Origin of the sequence: Lysinibacillus sp. NPDC093190 (genome assembly GCF_050280425.1) — a bacterium.
Lineage (GTDB): Bacteria > Bacillota > Bacilli > Bacillales_A > Planococcaceae > Lysinibacillus.
In genome coordinates, this window is record NZ_JBNNVG010000031.1 from 13,590 (window position 1) to 30,743 (window position 17,154).

Here is a 17,154-nt window from a genome sequence, read left to right on the forward strand (position 1 = left end):
AGAGCCTACTTTTTATATTGTAAAATCATTTTCGCCATTTCATCTGGCGTTTTCGGTCTTTGAGTTTTCTCCATAGTCGCAACCATTTCTGCTTTACGCTCTGTTAACACATGAACCGATTTTTTAAAGGATTCCTTTGTTAACTCTTCCTCTTCTAATACTTCCGCGTAACCCTGTCTTTTAAACAGGTTGGCATTTAATATTTGGTCACCACGACTTTTTTGTGCAGATAATGGCACTAATAACATAGGTTTGTGAAGTGCTAAAAATTCAAAAATCGAGTTAGAGCCAGCACGTGAGACGATAAAGTCTGCCGCATGTAATAAATCCGGTAACTCTGTTGTCACATATTCAAATTGCTCGTAACCAGGCGTAGATTCAAATGATTTGTCGTAATTTCCTTTACCGCACAAATGAATGATCTGAAACTGTTTGACAAGCTCTGGTAAATTTTGACGAAGCGCATCATTCAATACTACTGATCCTAAACTCCCTCCCATAACAAGAAGAACAGGTTTTAATGTTGTAAAGCCACATAACAATAACCCTTTTGCTCGATCTCCCATAAATAACTCTTGGCGAATAATGGAGCCTGTGCATGTTGCCTTTTCTTTCGGTAAGTGCTGTAATGTTTCTTCAAAAATCGTAAAGATGTGTGATGCAAATGGCAGCGCAATTTTATTGGCCAAGCCAGGTGTAACATCTGATTCATGAATGACTACTGGAACACCAGCAAGTTTTGCAGCCATGACAACAGGTACAGAAACAAAGCCACCCTTTGAAAAAATTACTTGGGGCTTTACTTTTTTGATAATACGAAAAGCCTGCATAATTCCAGCAAGCACTTTAAATGGATCTGTAAAATTTTTCATCGAGAAATAACGACGCAATTTTCCACTTGAAATACCGTAAAACGGAACATTAGGAAACGCCTCGCCTATTAATTCTTTTTCAATGCCCTGTTCTGAGCCAATATAGTGGACATCATAACCTAGTTCTTGTAAAGACGGGAGTATCGCTTGATTGAGCGATACATGACCAGCTGTCCCTCCACCGGTTAAAATGATTGTTTGTTGTTTCACATAAATTCTCCTATTCCTTAAAAGCATAGCCATCACTACTTTTTGTTTACAGTCTTTTATTTTACTATATGCGAACAAAAAGATATAGATGAAGCTTTTAATTTCTTTCAGTAGATGTCTTTTGTACCGAAAGCGAAGCGTCAGCTACAGATGTCCAAACACCTGCTGAAAGAAATCAAATTTTCAGCTTACCTCTATTTTTTTATGCTATACTCATTAATTAAATATGTTAATGGAGGATGATATACACTTTGAATCAGACAACTACGTTAAAAGATAAATATGCATTAATATTAAAAATTATCGTACCCATTTTAGTCACGCAAGTAGCTATTTATCTTATCTCTTTCTTCGATATTTTAATGTCGAGTCGGTACGGTACTGCTGACCTAGCTGGCGTGTCAATCGGCTCCTCTATTTGGATGCCTATTTACACTGGGTTATCTGGGATTCTCCTTGCAATCACACCTATTGTCTCACAGCTTGTTGGAGCTAAAAAAGAGTTGGCCGCAAAGAAGACTGTTCAGCAAGGAATCTATGTGGCCATCGTATTATCGGTACTTATTTTCATTGGATTATTCGTCGGTATTGATTGGATTCTTGGCAATATGAATTTAGAAGCCTCTGTACATACTATTGCAAAATCTTATATTCATGCGATGTGCGCTGGTCTTATACCACTCTTTTTATTTTTTGTCATGCGCTGTTTTATCGATGCGCTTGGACAAACTCGCGTCACTATGATTATCACATTACTTACAACGCCTATTAATATTGTATTGAATTATATTTTTATTTTTGGCAAGTTTGGAGCACCTGAACTTGGCGGAATCGGTGCAGGCGTTGCAACAGCGATTGCATACTGGCTTGTTTTCTTAATCACAGTATGGATTATTGCAAAACGCGTGCCTTTTGAACGCTTCCGCCTATTCCATGACTGGCCAAAATTAGAATGGCTTCGATGGAAAGAAATTTTAATCATTGGTGTACCGATTGGAATATCCTTATTTGCAGAAACGAGTATTTTTTCTGCTGTCACGATGATGATGAGTAGTTTTAGTACAGAAATTATCGCAGCCCATCAAATAGCTTTAAATTTCACCTCTTTGCTTTATATGGTACCTCTTAGCATTTCGATGGGTGTTACGATATTAGTAGGTTTTGAAATAGGTGCTGGCCGTTTGCACGATGCTAAACTATATAGCTATTTATGTGTTGGGACCGCGATTTTATTTAGTTTTGTTTCGGCTTGTATTCTTTTTGTCCTTCGTGAACCTGTTGCCAATCTGTATACGACTGATGGAAAAGTGCTAGAATACGCCGGTCATTTTTTAATATACGCAGCTATTTTCCAGCTATCTGATGCTATCCAAGCGCCAGTACAAGGAGCTTTGAGAGGTTACAAGGATGTTACCATGACCTTTATCATGGCCATCATTTCATATTGGATTATCGGCTTGCCTGTCGGATATGTACTGGCCACTCGTACAGACTTCGGGCCATTTGGTTACTGGATTGGGCTAGTTGCAGGCCTGACAACAGGTGCAATTACTTTATTAATACGTTTATTACTTGTTCAAAAGATATGCAAGAACGCCAAAACAGCAATAGCAAACTAGACTTTGTTCTAGTTTGCTTTTTTCATTATGGAAGTTAAAAATACCAAGAATCCATCAGCATCTAATAAACCCTCTTTTACATTAACAAGGCTCCCCCATCCTTTATTTAAATTCATCTTTTTCTTTTCAACAAAAATGTAATTATTAATCCAATGAACATTAACATCTTCAAAACCTCCTTTATTAAACTAGATCGATCCTTTAATGACATTTAGGGTATGTATAATATGAAAAAATCCTTACTTTTTTATCAATTTCTTTATGACAAAATATTTTTACTGTAGAGATTTTGCTATTGCAGTTTGGAAAAATGATTCAACGACTAAGGCTAAAGCCACTAGGAGTATTCTTGCAACCGCAGCCCCATTGTGTAGTTATTCTTCTGTGCTAAAATTTAAATCGCCTATAGATATACCACCCGTTAGATTAATTTTTTCAACAACATCATCTAATGAGTCGTCAAGTTCTACATGAATTGATAAAAGCTATAAGCTCTGATTCTCTATTTAAAATCCCATTACAATTGACCATTATTTTTATTTTTTATAGTAGTAACTCAACTGTTCATGTCTTCTATATCCTTTCTTTCGCAGCTTTCATTACAGTAAAACTTATCGGCTTGATTGTTATAAATACTTATCGCTCTATTTTGTATTGATTTTCCTTATTTTCCATATTTTATTAATATAATACATCGTTCTCCTTTTTCGGTTAATTAACGATCCCAAATGGCCTCTAAAATATGAATTTTGTTTCACCGCTACAGTAAAGTTTCACAAACTTATGCTCATTCGACTAAGTGCTAAATCGCATTGTGAAGCCATTTTTGTCTACATTTCTAATGTATTCAGATATCCCTTGAAATGCACTCATTTGTTTTTAAGTCAAAAGATTTGTCACTTTATACGACATTATATATCCTTTCAAATTATCATTAGAAAATTAAAAAAGGATGTTCACTAAGCATTACGACTTAGTGAACATCCTTTTATTCAATGTAGCTATTCAATTTATACTATTATTTTTGGATAAATTGTTGTGTCCAGTAGTTACCTGATTTCACATAGCCAACACCAATATGCGTAAATTTCTCATTTAAAATATTCGCGCGGTGACCTGGTGAATCCATCCAAGCTTGTACTACTTCTTGAGGTGTACGTTGACCTTGTGCAATATTTTCACCTGCACTCTTATACGTAATACCTAAAGCTTTCATACGATCAAATGGTGAACCGAATGTTGGGCTTGTATGTGAAAAATAGTTTTTAGATTGCATATCTTGAGATTTTTCACGAGCAGCTGCCATCAGTTGATCATCCGTTTTAAATGGTGCTAAACCAGCTTTTGTACGTTCAGCATTCGTTAATTTTACTACCTCTTGTTCAAAAGCATTCACATCTGAAGTAGTTGTTGATGGTGTAGACTGTGATGGTGCAGTTGCTGTATTATCTTTTTGAGTTGTTTGTGTATTGTTGTTTGTTGTTTGTGTATTGTTGTTTGTTGCTTGTGTATTGTTATTTGTTGCTTGTGTATTGTTATTTGTTGCTTGTGTATTGTTGTTTGGTGTTTGATTATTTTCTGGTACTTGTACTTTTTTTGATGGTGCTTGTGTTTGTGGCACACTCACATGCCACTTATGATTTGACCATTGGTTTGACCATTGATTATTTGACCATTTATGATAAGAAACTTTATTACAGTCTGATGTTGTATTCCCCTCTGTAGTATTTGCTGCAGCGGAAGCCATTTGAATTGGAGCTGCTAATAGAAATGTTGCACAAATTGCAGTTAGTGTTTTTTTCATTTTTGCAATTCCTCCTTCTCTGCAACCAATGGTAAAGTACGATTTTAATAAATTTCTTACCAACATCTGCTAACAACACCATGATAGAAATGGATTCGCATCAAATAGAGGGTTTTTATCAATTATTTTTAGCAAGTTTCGCCAGCCTATGAAATACTTACGTTTTAAATAGGGTTGACATCCCTAAAAAACTATTAAATATTTTCAATATTTAAATAGAGCGACACACGAAATAAAGTCTTAAATACCGAAACAAGATTCCTTCATTTTACAAATACACAAAAAAATCTGCACGATTTCTACTTAAAGTAAAATAACAGAAACAGAACTTTCGTGTCTTACTAGTAGGAATCAGCAGATTTAAGATCGTCTATATAGAGAAGCCAAGCAATTTAATCAAGACCTATAACGTTTAAGCTACTTACATCTTCACCAATGATAACGAGTTTTGGGGGCATTTTTACGTACTCTGGAAGCCATTGGACCATGCCATATGCATATTGAAACAGCATAGGATTTTTTACACCTTCAATTGGCACATAGCCTTTCATTCGATACACAGTTTCAGGTAATGTACGTACCCAATCCTCAAATTGCTCCTGTGTAAAGTCAACGTCCTTAAATTCAACTAATCGTGAGCCAAGATGCATGGATGCAATAGGGGCTTTCACAACATCTTGTTTATCCACCTGAGCTGTTGCCTTTAAATCTTCTAACAAACGTAACGGCACTCGCCCATTTGTAGTTTGCAAAATAAAGGCATGAGGATTAAAGCCTTGTAGCTCATAAACAACCTGTGCTTGCTCTGCCTCTGTTATTAAATCCGTTTTGTTAGCCAGTAATAAATGAGCGTGACGGATTTGTTCCATAAATAAGGAGCGCACTTGCGGAGTTAATGTTTCTCGATTTAGCCACAGCTTTGAGTCAGCAACCGTGACAATCCCTTTGACGTCTAACTGTTCCGCAAATAACGGTGAATAAACAGCATCTAATGCTTCAACAGGATGTGCAGCACCAGTTGTTTCAATAATTAGGACGTCAAAGTCACTATCTAATAGAAGAGATTGAATTTGCGCCTCTGTTTTTTCGGCGCCAGAACAGCAAATACAACCCTCTAGCATTTCCTTTAGCGGGATATCCTTTTCCACAGCCTGTGAGTCAAATGGTAGCTTTCCAAGCTCATTCATAATGACAGCAGGCTTTAAATTTTTTTCCTTTAGTTGTCGAATAACATCTGTTAGCATAGATGTTTTTCCGCTACCTAAAAATCCACTAAATAAGTATACGTCCTTCATAATTATTCCCTCCATAAAAAAAGCTGTCGCAAAAGGCCATTAAAGACGCCTGCTGCGACAGCTACTTTGTTAGTTTGTAGTTTACTCAGTTTTTGCTGGTGTACCCGTAAGCAGTTCTTTTGCTTTTAACAATTGAGGATCTTCTGCTTTTATTTTAGCACGTAATGCTTCCATTAAAGCATACGTTGTATCGCCAGTTAAAACACCAGTTTCTTCAAGACCATTTGCAGCTTGCAGTTTTTCCACTGCACGTTCTGTATATTGATCAAAAATACCGTTTGCTTTACCAGGCTCATATCCTAGAACTTCTAGCATCTCTTGTGCCGCTTTTACTGAGTTAGACTGCACGCCCTTTTTCATCTCCATAGATGGATCTAAGTATGGTAATGATGCATAAGGTGGGTATGACACTTTAACATCTGGAACAATCCCTTTTTCATGAATCCAGTTACCATTTGGTGTTAACCATTTACCTGTTGTGAATTTAAGGTTAGAGCCATCTTTTAATGGTGTGACATTTTGCACTGTACCTTTACCAAACGATGTTTCTCCAACAATTTTAGCACCGATAGATTCTTTTAATGCACCAGCTAATATTTCAGAAGCAGAAGCACTGCCACTATCGACTAGCACTGTCACTGGAACATTATATTTTTTACCAGCAATAGCATTGGTAATTTTCGGCTCTTCATTTTTTTGTTGCACTTGGACAATCGGTTTACCTTCTGGAACAAATAAATTCGAAATTTCTATTGCAGCATCTAGGTAGCCACCTGGATTTTGACGGACATCTACTACGATACCTTTCAAGTTTTTACCTTCGTAATCTGCAAGAATCTTCTCAAATTCTTTTGCTGTATTTTCACTAAATGACGTTATTTGAATATGGGCAATATCCCCTGCAAGCATTTCACCGTAAACCGTTTCAACCGGAATTTCATCACGGACAATCGTCATATTAAGAGGCTCAGCGTTTCCTTCTCGTTTCACAGTTAATTTTACAGGTGTTCCTTTTTCACCGCGAATAAGAGCTACCGCTTCAGATGCACTTAACCCATGAATGCTTTTTCCATCAACAGTTAAGATAATATCTTTCGGTAATAGCCCTGCCTTTTCAGCAGGTGAATTTTTAATAGGTGACACAACTGTAATAGAACCGTTACGCTCTTGAATTTCCGCACCAATTCCTTGGAAACTAGAAGACAATCCAGACTTAAATTGATCTGCTTCTTCTTTCACCATAAAATCAGAATATGGATCACCTAAAGCGTCGAACATGCCGTTAATAGCGCCATCGACAACTTTTGAATCGTCGATATCTTTGTAATAGTTGTTTTTAAGCAAATCATAGGCTTCGTATAATTTTGAAAATTCCGCACGTCCAGTCGGTACTTTCACTTCAACTACTTTCTTTTCTCCGAATGTTAAGGCAAATATCGTTAAGCCTGCAGTAATAAGGATTGTAAAGAACATCAGCATGATAAATTTAAACGGTTTCATTTGTATGAATTGTCCTGCTGGTTTTACTTCAGCAGGGGGTGTTTGTTCTGGCTGCTGTTCTATACTATCTTTTTTCTGTTCATCCATCTTGATTGTCACCACTCTCATATACACTAACTTGTTGTCACACTATTACCATCTTAACAGTTTATAGAGAAGACGAAAAGAAAAGACTGTCAAAATTTCACGACAAATCTTGTCCTACAACAATCTTCATAAAATCCAGTATTTCTTAATCGCTATATTGTTACTTTATTCTATGTAGGTGTTATTGCTTTAGATTTTGTCAAAGTAAAGGTGCCCGAGAAGCACTTTCTAAGGCACCTCTGTTATCTGCTAAGTTGTAGGTATATAATGGTACTGCTTTTCTATTTTACCCGTTTCCTCGAAGCAGTCAACTAAAATCCTCATAGAATAGTAGAAATTCTTTTTTGCTTATGCATCTTTAATATACGTAACTTGCGCCAATTTAGCATTTTTTATTTTAATTTCTGCGTTTTTCGCTGTAATAATCCCTGTAAAAGTTCCTGTTTTAATTCGATAATTTGGACCGTCTTGCTCAATGTAAACAAGCCAGCCGAACGTTGTTTTCATTACCTGTGCTGCGCTTTCTGCTGCTTTAAGGGTACTATACGTTCCCGTGAAAATTCGATATTTTTGTGTTTCTACTGGAGGGTTTTGAATATCTCCAGTGTTTTTTACCATGTCAATAAATTGTGACCAAGGTACTTTTCCAGCTCGGATATTACGAGGGCAATTTTTCCCACTAAAATAATTGTGTTGAACAATATTCTGAATGGCTATATTTTCATCTTTTATAATTTTTGCGATAAGACTAGCCGCATTTTCCACAGCTTTTAAATAATTCCCATCACTATTTACGCAAATTTCCACTTGAATTCCTTGACTATTACCAACGTAGGTTCCTGTTCCCCAGCATTCCCAAAAATGTTCAAATGATTGTACAGCTTCCGTATCATCTACTTGCCAATGCCAGCTAGCTTCCCTACTATTGCCATTTATCTGTAGACGAGCATGTGCGTCAGCATCAGCTCCAATGTTCGTATTATCGGTTTCATGAACGACAATATACTTTTTTGCATTATTTTTACCATTTGTCATTTTGATTGCTTGCGAAACTGATACTAGTTTTTGGCGAATTGTTACCAAAGGTTTCCCCCCCTTCTTTTTGTCCTAATATAAAAGGTTGGATTTTTGAACACAATCATACTATCTTAACATTCGTAATTCAAAGATAGATATTGAGTTCACTCTATATTATGTACCTTTTGTAACTTCAATCTATGTTTTTATAAGCATTAATTACCACATATTTACCCTTATAAATTTACTAAGGTTTATTTAGGTCTGTGCTGAGCTGTTTTTAAGTACATTCTCTAATTTTTTTATAACAGAATGTACTGTTAGTCTATGAAAAGTAAGAAGCTACCCCTTATAAATGACAGAAAAAATACCGTACGGGGTTGGTGATAATTCCATCAACTCTTCTCTATCTTTAAAATCAATAAGCTTAACTGGTATATTCAATTTATTTGCACCAGCTATAATATTTTCTGTTGCAATATCAACATATGGGCATTGGAACGAACGTAAAATCGTTAGGTTGTTAAATTTTTTCAATCTGTCCTCCCAATCATTCGGAAAATATGGATGTTCTGCTTCGTTGCACAATTGGTAGACAAGTAATTCAAAATCATATGGTGCAGTGTCAATAAGTTGAAAATCGTTTTTCAAAAAAATCTCTTTACTTGGCGCCCAAGACGTTTTTGAATTAGAAATAACAACGACACCTTTTTTGGCTTGCTTTTTGGCATCTTCTATACATATATTGATTAATCTAGTACCGTAACCTTTCCCAACTTCACTCACCCATAAACAATGAATCACTAAATAACCATCAGCATGAACCGCTCTCGAGGAATATTCTGCTTCTGTATATTCAATAAACCCTACTTGTTTTTTATTGTCGATTACTTGCACATATTTCAAGCCTTCTTCAAATCTATTGTTCAGCCATTTGTTCTCATTTAAATATCCACTTGATTTCTTCTTACTTCTAAAACAATAGCTCCCAATTCCCTCTAAAAGCTCATTATTAAATTCAACTATTTCAACGTTACACATTGCCAACCCCCCCTATTTATTAAGGTAATTATACTTTTTTTTGTTCTAGATTTTAAGTCGTTTAAGAAGTAAGATCTGTAAAATTAAATAAAGTGAAAATGGAAACTTCATTTATAGAAATAAAAAAATCAGACTAATTACATTTTAGTCTGATTTTCATAAATGAAAAATAATTCATTAAATTTTGTGCACCAAAAGTAGAGCTAAATTAGTAAAACTGAAAAAAGTATTTTTTTCCTTATTATCAAAAGCTGAAGATGACATTTGCTATGCCGTGCATAAGTTGATTGGAGTGGAGGCTGAGCGACTTCTTGGGGATTAAGCGTCACAAATGAGACCTTGGAGCGAGCCGGCAGAGGAACGGAGGCTAGGAGCGTCACGTCCTGTGATAATGTCTCCGTGACCAACATCGCGCTGTTGCTGTCGCTTCGCTTTCGCACAAAAAACATTTGCCGGCCAAAGTGGTTCATCGGACGCCCTCAGGAAAGCGCCCGGCCGGAACGGAAATCAACCCCACGTTATGGTAACACAACAAATAGAATTTTAAATGAATGACACATTTATTGTAGTTCATACATTACGGATTGTTTTTGTCTTTTTTACTCTGTACTTCGAGTAATTCAGAAACTGTGACAAATCGATATCCTTGCTTTTCAAGTTCAGGTATAATTTTTTCCATTGCTTGCACAGTTTGATGGCGATTTCCGCCTCCATCATGAAAAAGAACGATATTTCCTTCTTTGACACCGTTTAACACAGTGTCAACAATTCTATTCGTACCTGGACTTTTCCAATCTAATGTATCTAAATGCCATGACCACATAACCACTTTATATCCTTCTTTAACAATCGCTTCAATCATTGCATCTGAATATTGTCCTTCAACAGGTCGGAATAAAGTAGGTTTAAATCCTGTAATGTTCTGAATGACGTCATTCGTTTGATTTATTTCTTTTATTAAATTCGGGACATTCGTCCTTAGAGGATGCGTAAATGTATGATTAGCTAGTTCATGGCCTTCCTCATACATTCTTGCTATTACCTCGGGATTTTTTTTCGCATTTTGACCAACAATAAAAAAAGTTGCTTTCGCTTTGTATTTGGCTAACACATCTAAAATCTGAGATGTGTACTTTCGATGTGGACCATCATCAAAGGTAAGGGCTATAATTTTTTCATCTGTATTAATTTCCCAAACAATTTGTCCTGCTTCTTCATAATACTTTCTTCCTTTATGTTCATATGTTTCAGCGCTGACTTTTACATAAAAAAAGAAGACAGTTAATAGGAAAATTGGTAATAAAAACAAAATTTTTTTCAACTCTTCACTTCCTCAAAAAAATATTTAGTACCTTATTATTTGAGGAATGTTAAAAAAAATGCTCTTTTTTGATTTTTTGTTGCAGTGTTCTTTGAAGTAAAAAAATTTAGAGGTTTTCCTTTTAGTGATTTTGGGATTAAAACGTAGGCTACTTCCTTTCAACAATTGATTTGCAATTCATGTTACTTACTATTCAAACTGCCCAAAATCTGTTTGTTCAAATGATGTTCCATATGTTCAAGGTAGTCTTGGATAAGCCACTGTAGAGTCATTAGTTGATTATTTCCAATGTCACATTGAAGAGCAAGCTTTTCATTGGGGATATTTTTAATAACATGTATAATTTTTTTATTTAAGCTCACCCATAGATTCATTACTTCATCAAAAGGTAACTCTTGATACCCTTGGATTTCCACCCAATGAACTTGGTCATATGGAGTTAATACAAAGGGTTGCTGATCGTATTGTATTTTTATGAACCTTTCCAGATTATTAATAGCGGAGTCACATAAATGGCCTAAAACCTCTTTTTTTGACCACTTTTGAGGTGTTGGTCGTTGTGAAATCTCTATTTCAGACATTTGACGAAACTCTTCCGGTACCTTATTTATCCAAAAGTATAATTGATCTATAATACTTTGCACATTTTTCACACCCCTAGGAATTGATATGTGAAATTAGCTATTTATAAAAACTTAAATAATAGTCAATTAATTTAATGACTTCGTATATTTTTTTATATTCTTTTTCTATTTTATAAGAAATAAACAATACAGCTACATTAAAACTCAAAACTGCTAGAGCAACGATTTGGACAAGTGAGATCCCAATCATCAGTTTAGTATTGATGGCAGAGGCAATTATTGTAATCAATGATAAGATTACACCACACAATGTAATAAAAACTGGCTTAGATCTAATAATTTCATTTGCTTGTAATTTTAACACATCTAGTAAATATCGAATTTCTTTCAATTGATATTGTTGATCGAAAATCACGAAATAGGACATATAAACATCGTTTGTTATATTTTCATTCAGTATATTTTTATGAATTTTTTTCACTAATCGATCACAAAAATCTTTATCTAATGCTTTTTCAGGTATGAATAGTTCCTCTTTATTTTCAAAAACATTTGTGCCGGGATGCTTCAAACCCCTCATCCTCTCATACTGGTTTACCTGATTTAATGACCGTATTATGAATAGAAAGCTTATTTATAGTCAAAACATAGTCACCTTTAAATCTTTCAGACAATATAAGTATATGAAGGAACAGAAAGGTTGTATGTTATTATCGACAAAATTTTATTGTAATCTGATTTACATTTATAAAGACTTAATTAGTTTAGTTGTCGATAGACAGCTATTGCATCTGTAATATTGAACTGCTCTGTTCGTGAGTCACCCTCCGCACCTACAGTTACTAGAATATACTCCTCGCCATTAATTGTCGCTAGACTTGCTAAACATAAGCCTGCTTGCTCTGTGTAGCCAGTTTTGCCGCCAATTATTTCACCTCTCGTTTTTTCATTAGCATTCAAATTTTTAAACATTCGACTCGTCACCGTCATTCCCTCTGGATGAAGATTCGTTGACTTTATTAAGTATCTTTCCGCCGTATAGATATCCCTAAAGGTGTTATTGGTTAAAGCATATTGTAAAAGTATCGAAATATCTTTCACACTCGTATAATGATCAGGATGATGGAGTCCTGTTGTATTCTTAAAATGTGTGTTTTTCATCCCTAGCTGTTTAGCTTTTTCGTTCATTAACTTTACATATTTACTCTCCGACCCAGCAATGTAATCGGCTAAACCAATAGAAGCATCTGCACCAGAAGGTAGCATTGAACCATAAAGTAAATCCTCTGCCGTTACCTCCTCATTAGGAAGAAAGCCTGCCATAGAAGCATTTTCTTCATACAAATCCTTAAATATACTTTTAGGAAGCAAAATCTTTTCCTGTAAATTCGGGATATTTTCAATTGCAACTAGAACCGTCATAATCTTTGTCAAAGAAGCAGGATAAATAATTTCATCGCTCCCTTTGTCCAATAAAATCTTATTTGTGTCTAAGTTCACTAAAATAGCATTTGAGCTATGTAAATTTACATCAAGATTTATTTCACTTTTCTTTGGCATTTCCAACTGAGGATTATCAATTTCTAGCTTTGAATGTAAAAATGGATATTCTTTTATAAACATGTACACCAGAAAAATAATAATCAGTAATATTAGGCTATAAAATCCTTTTCTTTTCAACATAAAAACAACTCCTTCTCTCTATGCCTCTATTGAAACATAAAAGAAGGAGCTCTTTTTTAATAATCTATTATAGAATTCTTAAGGTTTCTTAAGAAAGTGTTGGAAGTATAACAGTGAAAACTGTTTTTTCATCATTACTTGAAGCTGATATCGTTCCTCCATGAGCATGGACTATTTCATTGGCAATTGCAAGACCAAGCCCCGCTCCACCTGATTGAGTCGATCTGGCAGAATCTAAACGATAGAATTTTTCAAAAATCATCTTTAATTTTTGCGGTGGAATTGTTTTTCCCTGATTTGTAAATGAAATAAATGTCTGGTCATTTTGATGGTGTGCGCTAATTTGAATTATACTGTTATCATCGCTATATGCAATGGCATTTTTTAAAATATTATTAAACACCCTTGCTAATTTATTGGCATCCCCAAAAACCTTCATTTCCCCCTCGATACTCACAATCGCTTGCTGTCCTTTAGGGGTCAATAAGGGATAAAATTCATCTGCCAATTGCATTAACATATAATTCAAATTAATGGATTCTTTATCTAAAATAATGGACTGTAAGTTAAATCTAGTGATTTCAAAAAATTCATTAATCAACTGTTCTAGCCTATATGATTTTTCTAATGAAATCCTCACATACTTTTCTTTTTGGTCAACAGGCATGTCCTTTGCCTCATCCAACAAACTTAAGTAACCAATCATAGATGTCAGCGGTGTTTTAATATCATGTGCTAAGTAAACAACAAGATCATTTTTGCGCTGTTCAGCATCCTGTGCATCCCTTGCACGTTTTTCTAATTTATTTTTAACATCATTTAGTTTTTTCTCCATAAAATCTAGCTCAGAAGGAAGACGTATTTCCTGATCTGATTCCTCTGAAAGCATATTAACACCTATGGCAATGTGGTTAAAATACTTCGTAAACCGAGAAAGCGCAAAATAAAAAATTACTAAAAGCAAAATAATTAAGCCTATCGCTAACCAAAGGGACTTATTTTGTTGAAATAATATTCCATAGGCTCTCTGTGCCGAATAATAGTCAAGTTGTAGCACGTTTTCACAAAATCGAATAAACCAATCAGCGAAAGGGGCTTGTAAGACACCATCGATAAACACATAGCTTATGAAATAGCCAACCAACAATGCTATTACTAAAATCAGCAAAATTTGAAGCATTATAGTTCTTTTTAATTTTCCAAAGTCATTTTTCAATGGTATACCCCACTCCCCAGACAGTTTTAATGAATTTAGGGTTCTCTGCGGAATCATTCATCTTTTCTCGTAAATGCCTAATGTGAACCATTACCGTATTGTTACTGCTATAATATTTCTCGCCCCATACTTCTTGAAATAATTCTTCTGATGAAACGACACGCCCTCGATTTACACATAAAAACCACAATATGGAGAACTCTGTAGGAGTCAGAGACAGTTGTTTTTCATTTAACATACATTTCCGAGTTTTTTGCTCTAAAATTAAGCCTGAAAAATCAATAATCGGATCATTTTGTAATGTCCCCTGATGATTGTACTTTGTAGATCTGCGAATTTGAGCCTTAACCCTTGCAATAACCTCCAATGGACGAAATGGCTTTGTTATGTAGTCATCAGCCCCTAATGTAAGCCCCGTTATTTTATCTATTTCCTCTTCTTTCGCTGTTAACATAATCACCGGAAAATGATATTGTTCCCGAATTTTCCGGCAAATTTCAAAGCCATCGATTTCAGGCATCATTACATCAAGAATAGCAAGATCCAATTTGATAGAGTGTATACACTCTAATGCTTCCTGAGCATCATAAAATTTATAAACATTAAAATTTTCATTTTTTAAATAAAGCTCAATTAAATCCGCAATTTCCTTTTCGTCATCAACTACAAGAATATTTATATCCATGCTCATAACCACCTTTTATTCAAATAGCTTCATCTGTTCAAAACCTTGATTTAACAATATTCCCAGAGGTTCTACTAATCACCCAACATCATATCATTCCGTTAAACTTACTGTCATGCAAAGTCTTATTATTTAAGAAAATCTAAAGAATTACACATAAAAAAACCACTCGTTTGACAACGAAGTGGACTAAAGAAATATTATGCTGAAATATAAGCCATTAAGGTGGTATCATTATCTTGCTTGATCATCATAATAGGCTTCATTAGCCGCCTTTTCATTAGTGCCCTTTAAATAAGCTAAAATCATATCTGGTCGTTTTAGTAAAAGCCAGTCTCCATAATGGTCAAATCGTCTGCACGAAGTAATCATTCCATTTTTAATCGTTCCGTATTTTTTACCGTTCTTCTTGCCCCATTGTTTTAAACGCTTAGCAAATTCAGCATCTTCTGCCATTAGCATATTCTCGTTAAAACCTTTTATCGCCCGAAAGTCCTTTTTATAGCACCAAAAGATTCCTACAGAAATAAAACCATACTTAATCAATATAGGGACAATTAATAGCATGGTTGATATTACTATACCCAAGGACATTCTTTCAAAATTTCCGTTCACGCCTCCTCCAATGAATTGATTGGAAGCTAAATGCTTTTCAACCTCACAAAGCATGTGTTCTGTCATTCGAGTATCAGCATCAATTGTAATCAAAATATCGCCTTTTGCTACCGCAGCTCCAGCATTTCTAATTTTGGATAAATTTTTATCGTTATTTTCCAATGTCACGCAATTGTAGGACTGTGCAATTTCTTTCGTTTTATCGGTACAACGATTTAACACCACGATAACTTCTACTTGATCTTTATAAGGTTGTGCAGACTTTGTAATAGACTCTAGACACCCACCAATATAATTTTCTTCGTTATGAGCAGGTATTATAATAGAAAATTTCACATCTCCTTCAGGAACATCTTTTATAAATGGTGTGCTTTCCGACATATAAAATTCCCCCTTAATAATTAGCTCTCGTTATTGTAATTTAAGTATACATTCAAATATTCCACTTAAATTTTTTATTTTTGGGTTATTATGTATATTCTGTAACAACATAAATTAAATCTCAATATAGGATTACATAACACCTTATATATTTACGCTAAAAAATAGAGTTGATTTTGTGATGATCAACTCTTATGCCTTATTTTATTTAGGATTTTTATTCATTAGAACTTCTTTTATTTGATCTACTTAAGATGAAAACCGCCGTTGAGAAGATGAATATACCTGTACATAGCCACATTGTTATTCCATTCCATTGACTGTTGAATATTGTAATATTTATAAGGATGATAAACTGCATGACACAAGTTGCTAAATATAGAGCTAAGGAATAGTTCATGTAACCACCTCCATTTCAAAGTATTCCATTTATTATATTATTCAAGAAATATTTTAAAAATCCTTAAATACAGAACAAGAGTACTGCAATGATTTTTTACAGTACTCTTAAATCGAATTGGCTTAGTTTCCAAATGCAAAAATAAGCTCTGTCTCACAAGCTATTTCTCCATCAACCGTTGCTATTCCACGTCCCTTTCCAATGGCACCCTTTAAGCGTGTAATTTCCACTTCAAGACGCAGTTGATCACCAGGTTTAACTTGTTTTTTAAAGCGACAATTATCAATACCTGCCAGTAATCCAAGTCTCCCTTGATTTCCTTCTTTTGTGAGCATAATAATTGCACTTACTTGAGCTAACGCTTCAACAATTAACACACCTGGCATCACTGGATAATTAGGAAAATGTCCATTAAAAAATTCTTCATTGATCGTTACATTTTTAATGGCTACTGCTCTCTTCCCTTCTTCTAATTCCAATACTCTATCTACTAACAAAAAAGGATAACGATGTCTAATAACTTCTTGTATTTGTTGAATATCTAGCATCAAAAAAACCTCCAAAAATATTATTACCTAATTCTATCATTAAATATTAGTAGTTGGTACTATTTTTAAATTTGAATTACAAAATAAAAGCCACATTAGCTTAGATGTGACTTTTAACAGGCCACCTCAATTCCTTCACTATAATTCAATAACATACAACATTATATAAATATAACCAAACCATTTTTCTGATTTTTATAAATAGTTATTTTCACTTCTTTTCAGCATTTCATTATCGACAGGTATATAGAAGATAGAATATAATATTTCTTGCAT

Annotated in this window: 15 protein-coding genes; 1 reads left to right on the forward strand and 14 read right to left on the reverse strand. The window is 34.6% G+C overall.

Annotated elements, in window-relative coordinates:
• Positions 1 to 5: 5 nt before the first annotated feature.
• Positions 6 to 1,082: an undecaprenyldiphospho-muramoylpentapeptide beta-N-acetylglucosaminyltransferase gene (locus ACQKOF_RS20275; protein WP_427560973.1), complete on the reverse strand. Its 1,077-nt coding sequence runs from the start codon at positions 1,080 to 1,082 to the stop codon at positions 6 to 8.
• A gap of 251 nt (positions 1,083 to 1,333) precedes the next feature.
• On the opposite strand from ACQKOF_RS20275, the gene ACQKOF_RS20280 reads away from it, so the two are divergent.
• Positions 1,334 to 2,701 carry an MATE family efflux transporter gene (locus ACQKOF_RS20280; protein WP_427560976.1) on the forward strand — a complete coding sequence of 456 codons (1,368 nt, stop codon included), beginning with the start codon at positions 1,334 to 1,336 and terminating at the stop codon, positions 2,699 to 2,701.
• A gap of 1,018 nt (positions 2,702 to 3,719) precedes the next feature.
• Here ACQKOF_RS20280 and ACQKOF_RS20285 read toward each other — a convergent pair.
• The 13 genes from ACQKOF_RS20285 to fabZ all read right to left on the reverse strand — a co-directional run bounded on the left by ACQKOF_RS20285 (position 3,720) and on the right by fabZ (position 16,878).
• Positions 3,720 to 4,505, reverse strand: coding sequence for a CAP domain-containing protein (locus ACQKOF_RS20285; RefSeq protein WP_427560979.1), 786 nt, complete (start codon positions 4,503 to 4,505; stop codon positions 3,720 to 3,722).
• Between the two features lie 392 nt (positions 4,506 to 4,897).
• A complete protein-coding gene (locus ACQKOF_RS20290) occupies positions 4,898 to 5,800 on the reverse strand; it encodes a CobW family GTP-binding protein (RefSeq protein ID WP_427560982.1) in 903 nt (300 codons plus the stop codon).
• A gap of 81 nt (positions 5,801 to 5,881) precedes the next feature.
• Complete coding sequence (locus tag ACQKOF_RS20295; protein WP_427560985.1) at positions 5,882 to 7,387, reverse strand: S41 family peptidase; 1,506 nt, start codon at positions 7,385 to 7,387, stop codon at positions 5,882 to 5,884.
• 348 nt (positions 7,388 to 7,735) lie between these two features.
• Positions 7,736 to 8,470 (reverse strand): peptidoglycan recognition protein family protein, encoded by a 735-nt coding sequence (locus ACQKOF_RS20300; RefSeq protein ID WP_427560988.1) that lies wholly within the window; start codon positions 8,468 to 8,470, stop codon positions 7,736 to 7,738.
• A 276-nt stretch (positions 8,471 to 8,746) separates the two neighbouring features.
• A complete protein-coding gene (locus tag ACQKOF_RS20305) occupies positions 8,747 to 9,445 on the reverse strand; it encodes a GNAT family N-acetyltransferase (RefSeq protein WP_427560991.1) in 699 nt (232 codons plus the stop codon).
• Positions 9,446 to 10,022: 577 nt separating this feature from the next.
• Positions 10,023 to 10,766 carry a polysaccharide deacetylase family protein gene (locus ACQKOF_RS20310; RefSeq protein WP_427560994.1) on the reverse strand — a complete coding sequence of 248 codons (744 nt, stop codon included), beginning with the start codon at positions 10,764 to 10,766 and terminating at the stop codon, positions 10,023 to 10,025.
• A 182-nt stretch (positions 10,767 to 10,948) separates the two neighbouring features.
• Positions 10,949 to 11,410 carry a DinB family protein gene (locus ACQKOF_RS20315; protein WP_427560997.1) on the reverse strand — a complete coding sequence of 154 codons (462 nt, stop codon included), beginning with the start codon at positions 11,408 to 11,410 and terminating at the stop codon, positions 10,949 to 10,951.
• Positions 11,411 to 11,447: 37 nt separating this feature from the next.
• The gene (locus tag ACQKOF_RS20320; protein ID WP_427561000.1) at positions 11,448 to 11,921 is read right to left on the reverse strand and encodes a hydroxymyristoyl-ACP dehydratase; all 474 of its coding nucleotides are present in this window, start codon (positions 11,919 to 11,921) and stop codon (positions 11,448 to 11,450) included.
• Positions 11,922 to 12,109: 188 nt separating this feature from the next.
• Positions 12,110 to 13,033 (reverse strand): D-alanyl-D-alanine carboxypeptidase family protein, encoded by a 924-nt coding sequence (locus tag ACQKOF_RS20325; RefSeq protein ID WP_427561003.1) that lies wholly within the window; start codon positions 13,031 to 13,033, stop codon positions 12,110 to 12,112.
• 88 nt (positions 13,034 to 13,121) lie between these two features.
• Positions 13,122 to 14,213 carry a vancomycin resistance histidine kinase VanS gene (vanS, locus tag ACQKOF_RS20330; protein WP_427561087.1) on the reverse strand — a complete coding sequence of 364 codons (1,092 nt, stop codon included), beginning with the start codon at positions 14,211 to 14,213 and terminating at the stop codon, positions 13,122 to 13,124.
• A 25-nt stretch (positions 14,214 to 14,238) separates the two neighbouring features.
• Entirely contained in the window at positions 14,239 to 14,934 is a 696-nt protein-coding gene (vanR, locus tag ACQKOF_RS20335; RefSeq protein WP_427561006.1) for a VanR-ABDEGLN family response regulator transcription factor, read from the reverse strand.
• A gap of 234 nt (positions 14,935 to 15,168) precedes the next feature.
• Entirely contained in the window at positions 15,169 to 15,930 is a 762-nt protein-coding gene (locus ACQKOF_RS20340) for a glycosyltransferase (protein ID WP_427561009.1), read from the reverse strand.
• A 522-nt stretch (positions 15,931 to 16,452) separates the two neighbouring features.
• Entirely contained in the window at positions 16,453 to 16,878 is a 426-nt protein-coding gene (gene fabZ / locus ACQKOF_RS20345) for a 3-hydroxyacyl-ACP dehydratase FabZ (RefSeq protein ID WP_427498300.1), read from the reverse strand.
• Positions 16,879 to 17,154: the final 276 nt, after the last annotated feature.

Excerpts from the sequence above, each read along its gene's own strand:
- ACQKOF_RS20285 (WP_427560979.1), bottom strand. The coding sequence starts at position 4,505 with ATGAAAAAAACACTAACTGCAATTTGTGCAACATTTCTATTAGCAGCT.
- ACQKOF_RS20290 (WP_427560982.1), bottom strand. The coding sequence starts at position 5,800 with ATGAAGGACGTATACTTATTTAGTGGATTTTTAGGTAGCGGAAAAACA.
- ACQKOF_RS20295 (WP_427560985.1), bottom strand. The coding sequence starts at position 7,387 with ATGGATGAACAGAAAAAAGATAGTATAGAACAGCAGCCAGAACAAACA.
- ACQKOF_RS20305 (WP_427560991.1), bottom strand. The coding sequence starts at position 9,445 with ATGTGTAACGTTGAAATAGTTGAATTTAATAATGAGCTTTTAGAGGGA.
- ACQKOF_RS20325 (WP_427561003.1), bottom strand. The coding sequence starts at position 13,033 with ATGTTGAAAAGAAAAGGATTTTATAGCCTAATATTACTGATTATTATT.
- vanS (WP_427561087.1), bottom strand. The coding sequence starts at position 14,213 with ATGCTTCAAATTTTGCTGATTTTAGTAATAGCATTGTTGGTTGGCTAT.
- vanR (WP_427561006.1), bottom strand. The coding sequence starts at position 14,934 with ATGGATATAAATATTCTTGTAGTTGATGACGAAAAGGAAATTGCGGAT.
- ACQKOF_RS20340 (WP_427561009.1), bottom strand. The coding sequence starts at position 15,930 with ATGTCGGAAAGCACACCATTTATAAAAGATGTTCCTGAAGGAGATGTG.
- fabZ (WP_427498300.1), bottom strand. The coding sequence starts at position 16,878 with ATGCTAGATATTCAACAAATACAAGAAGTTATTAGACATCGTTATCCT.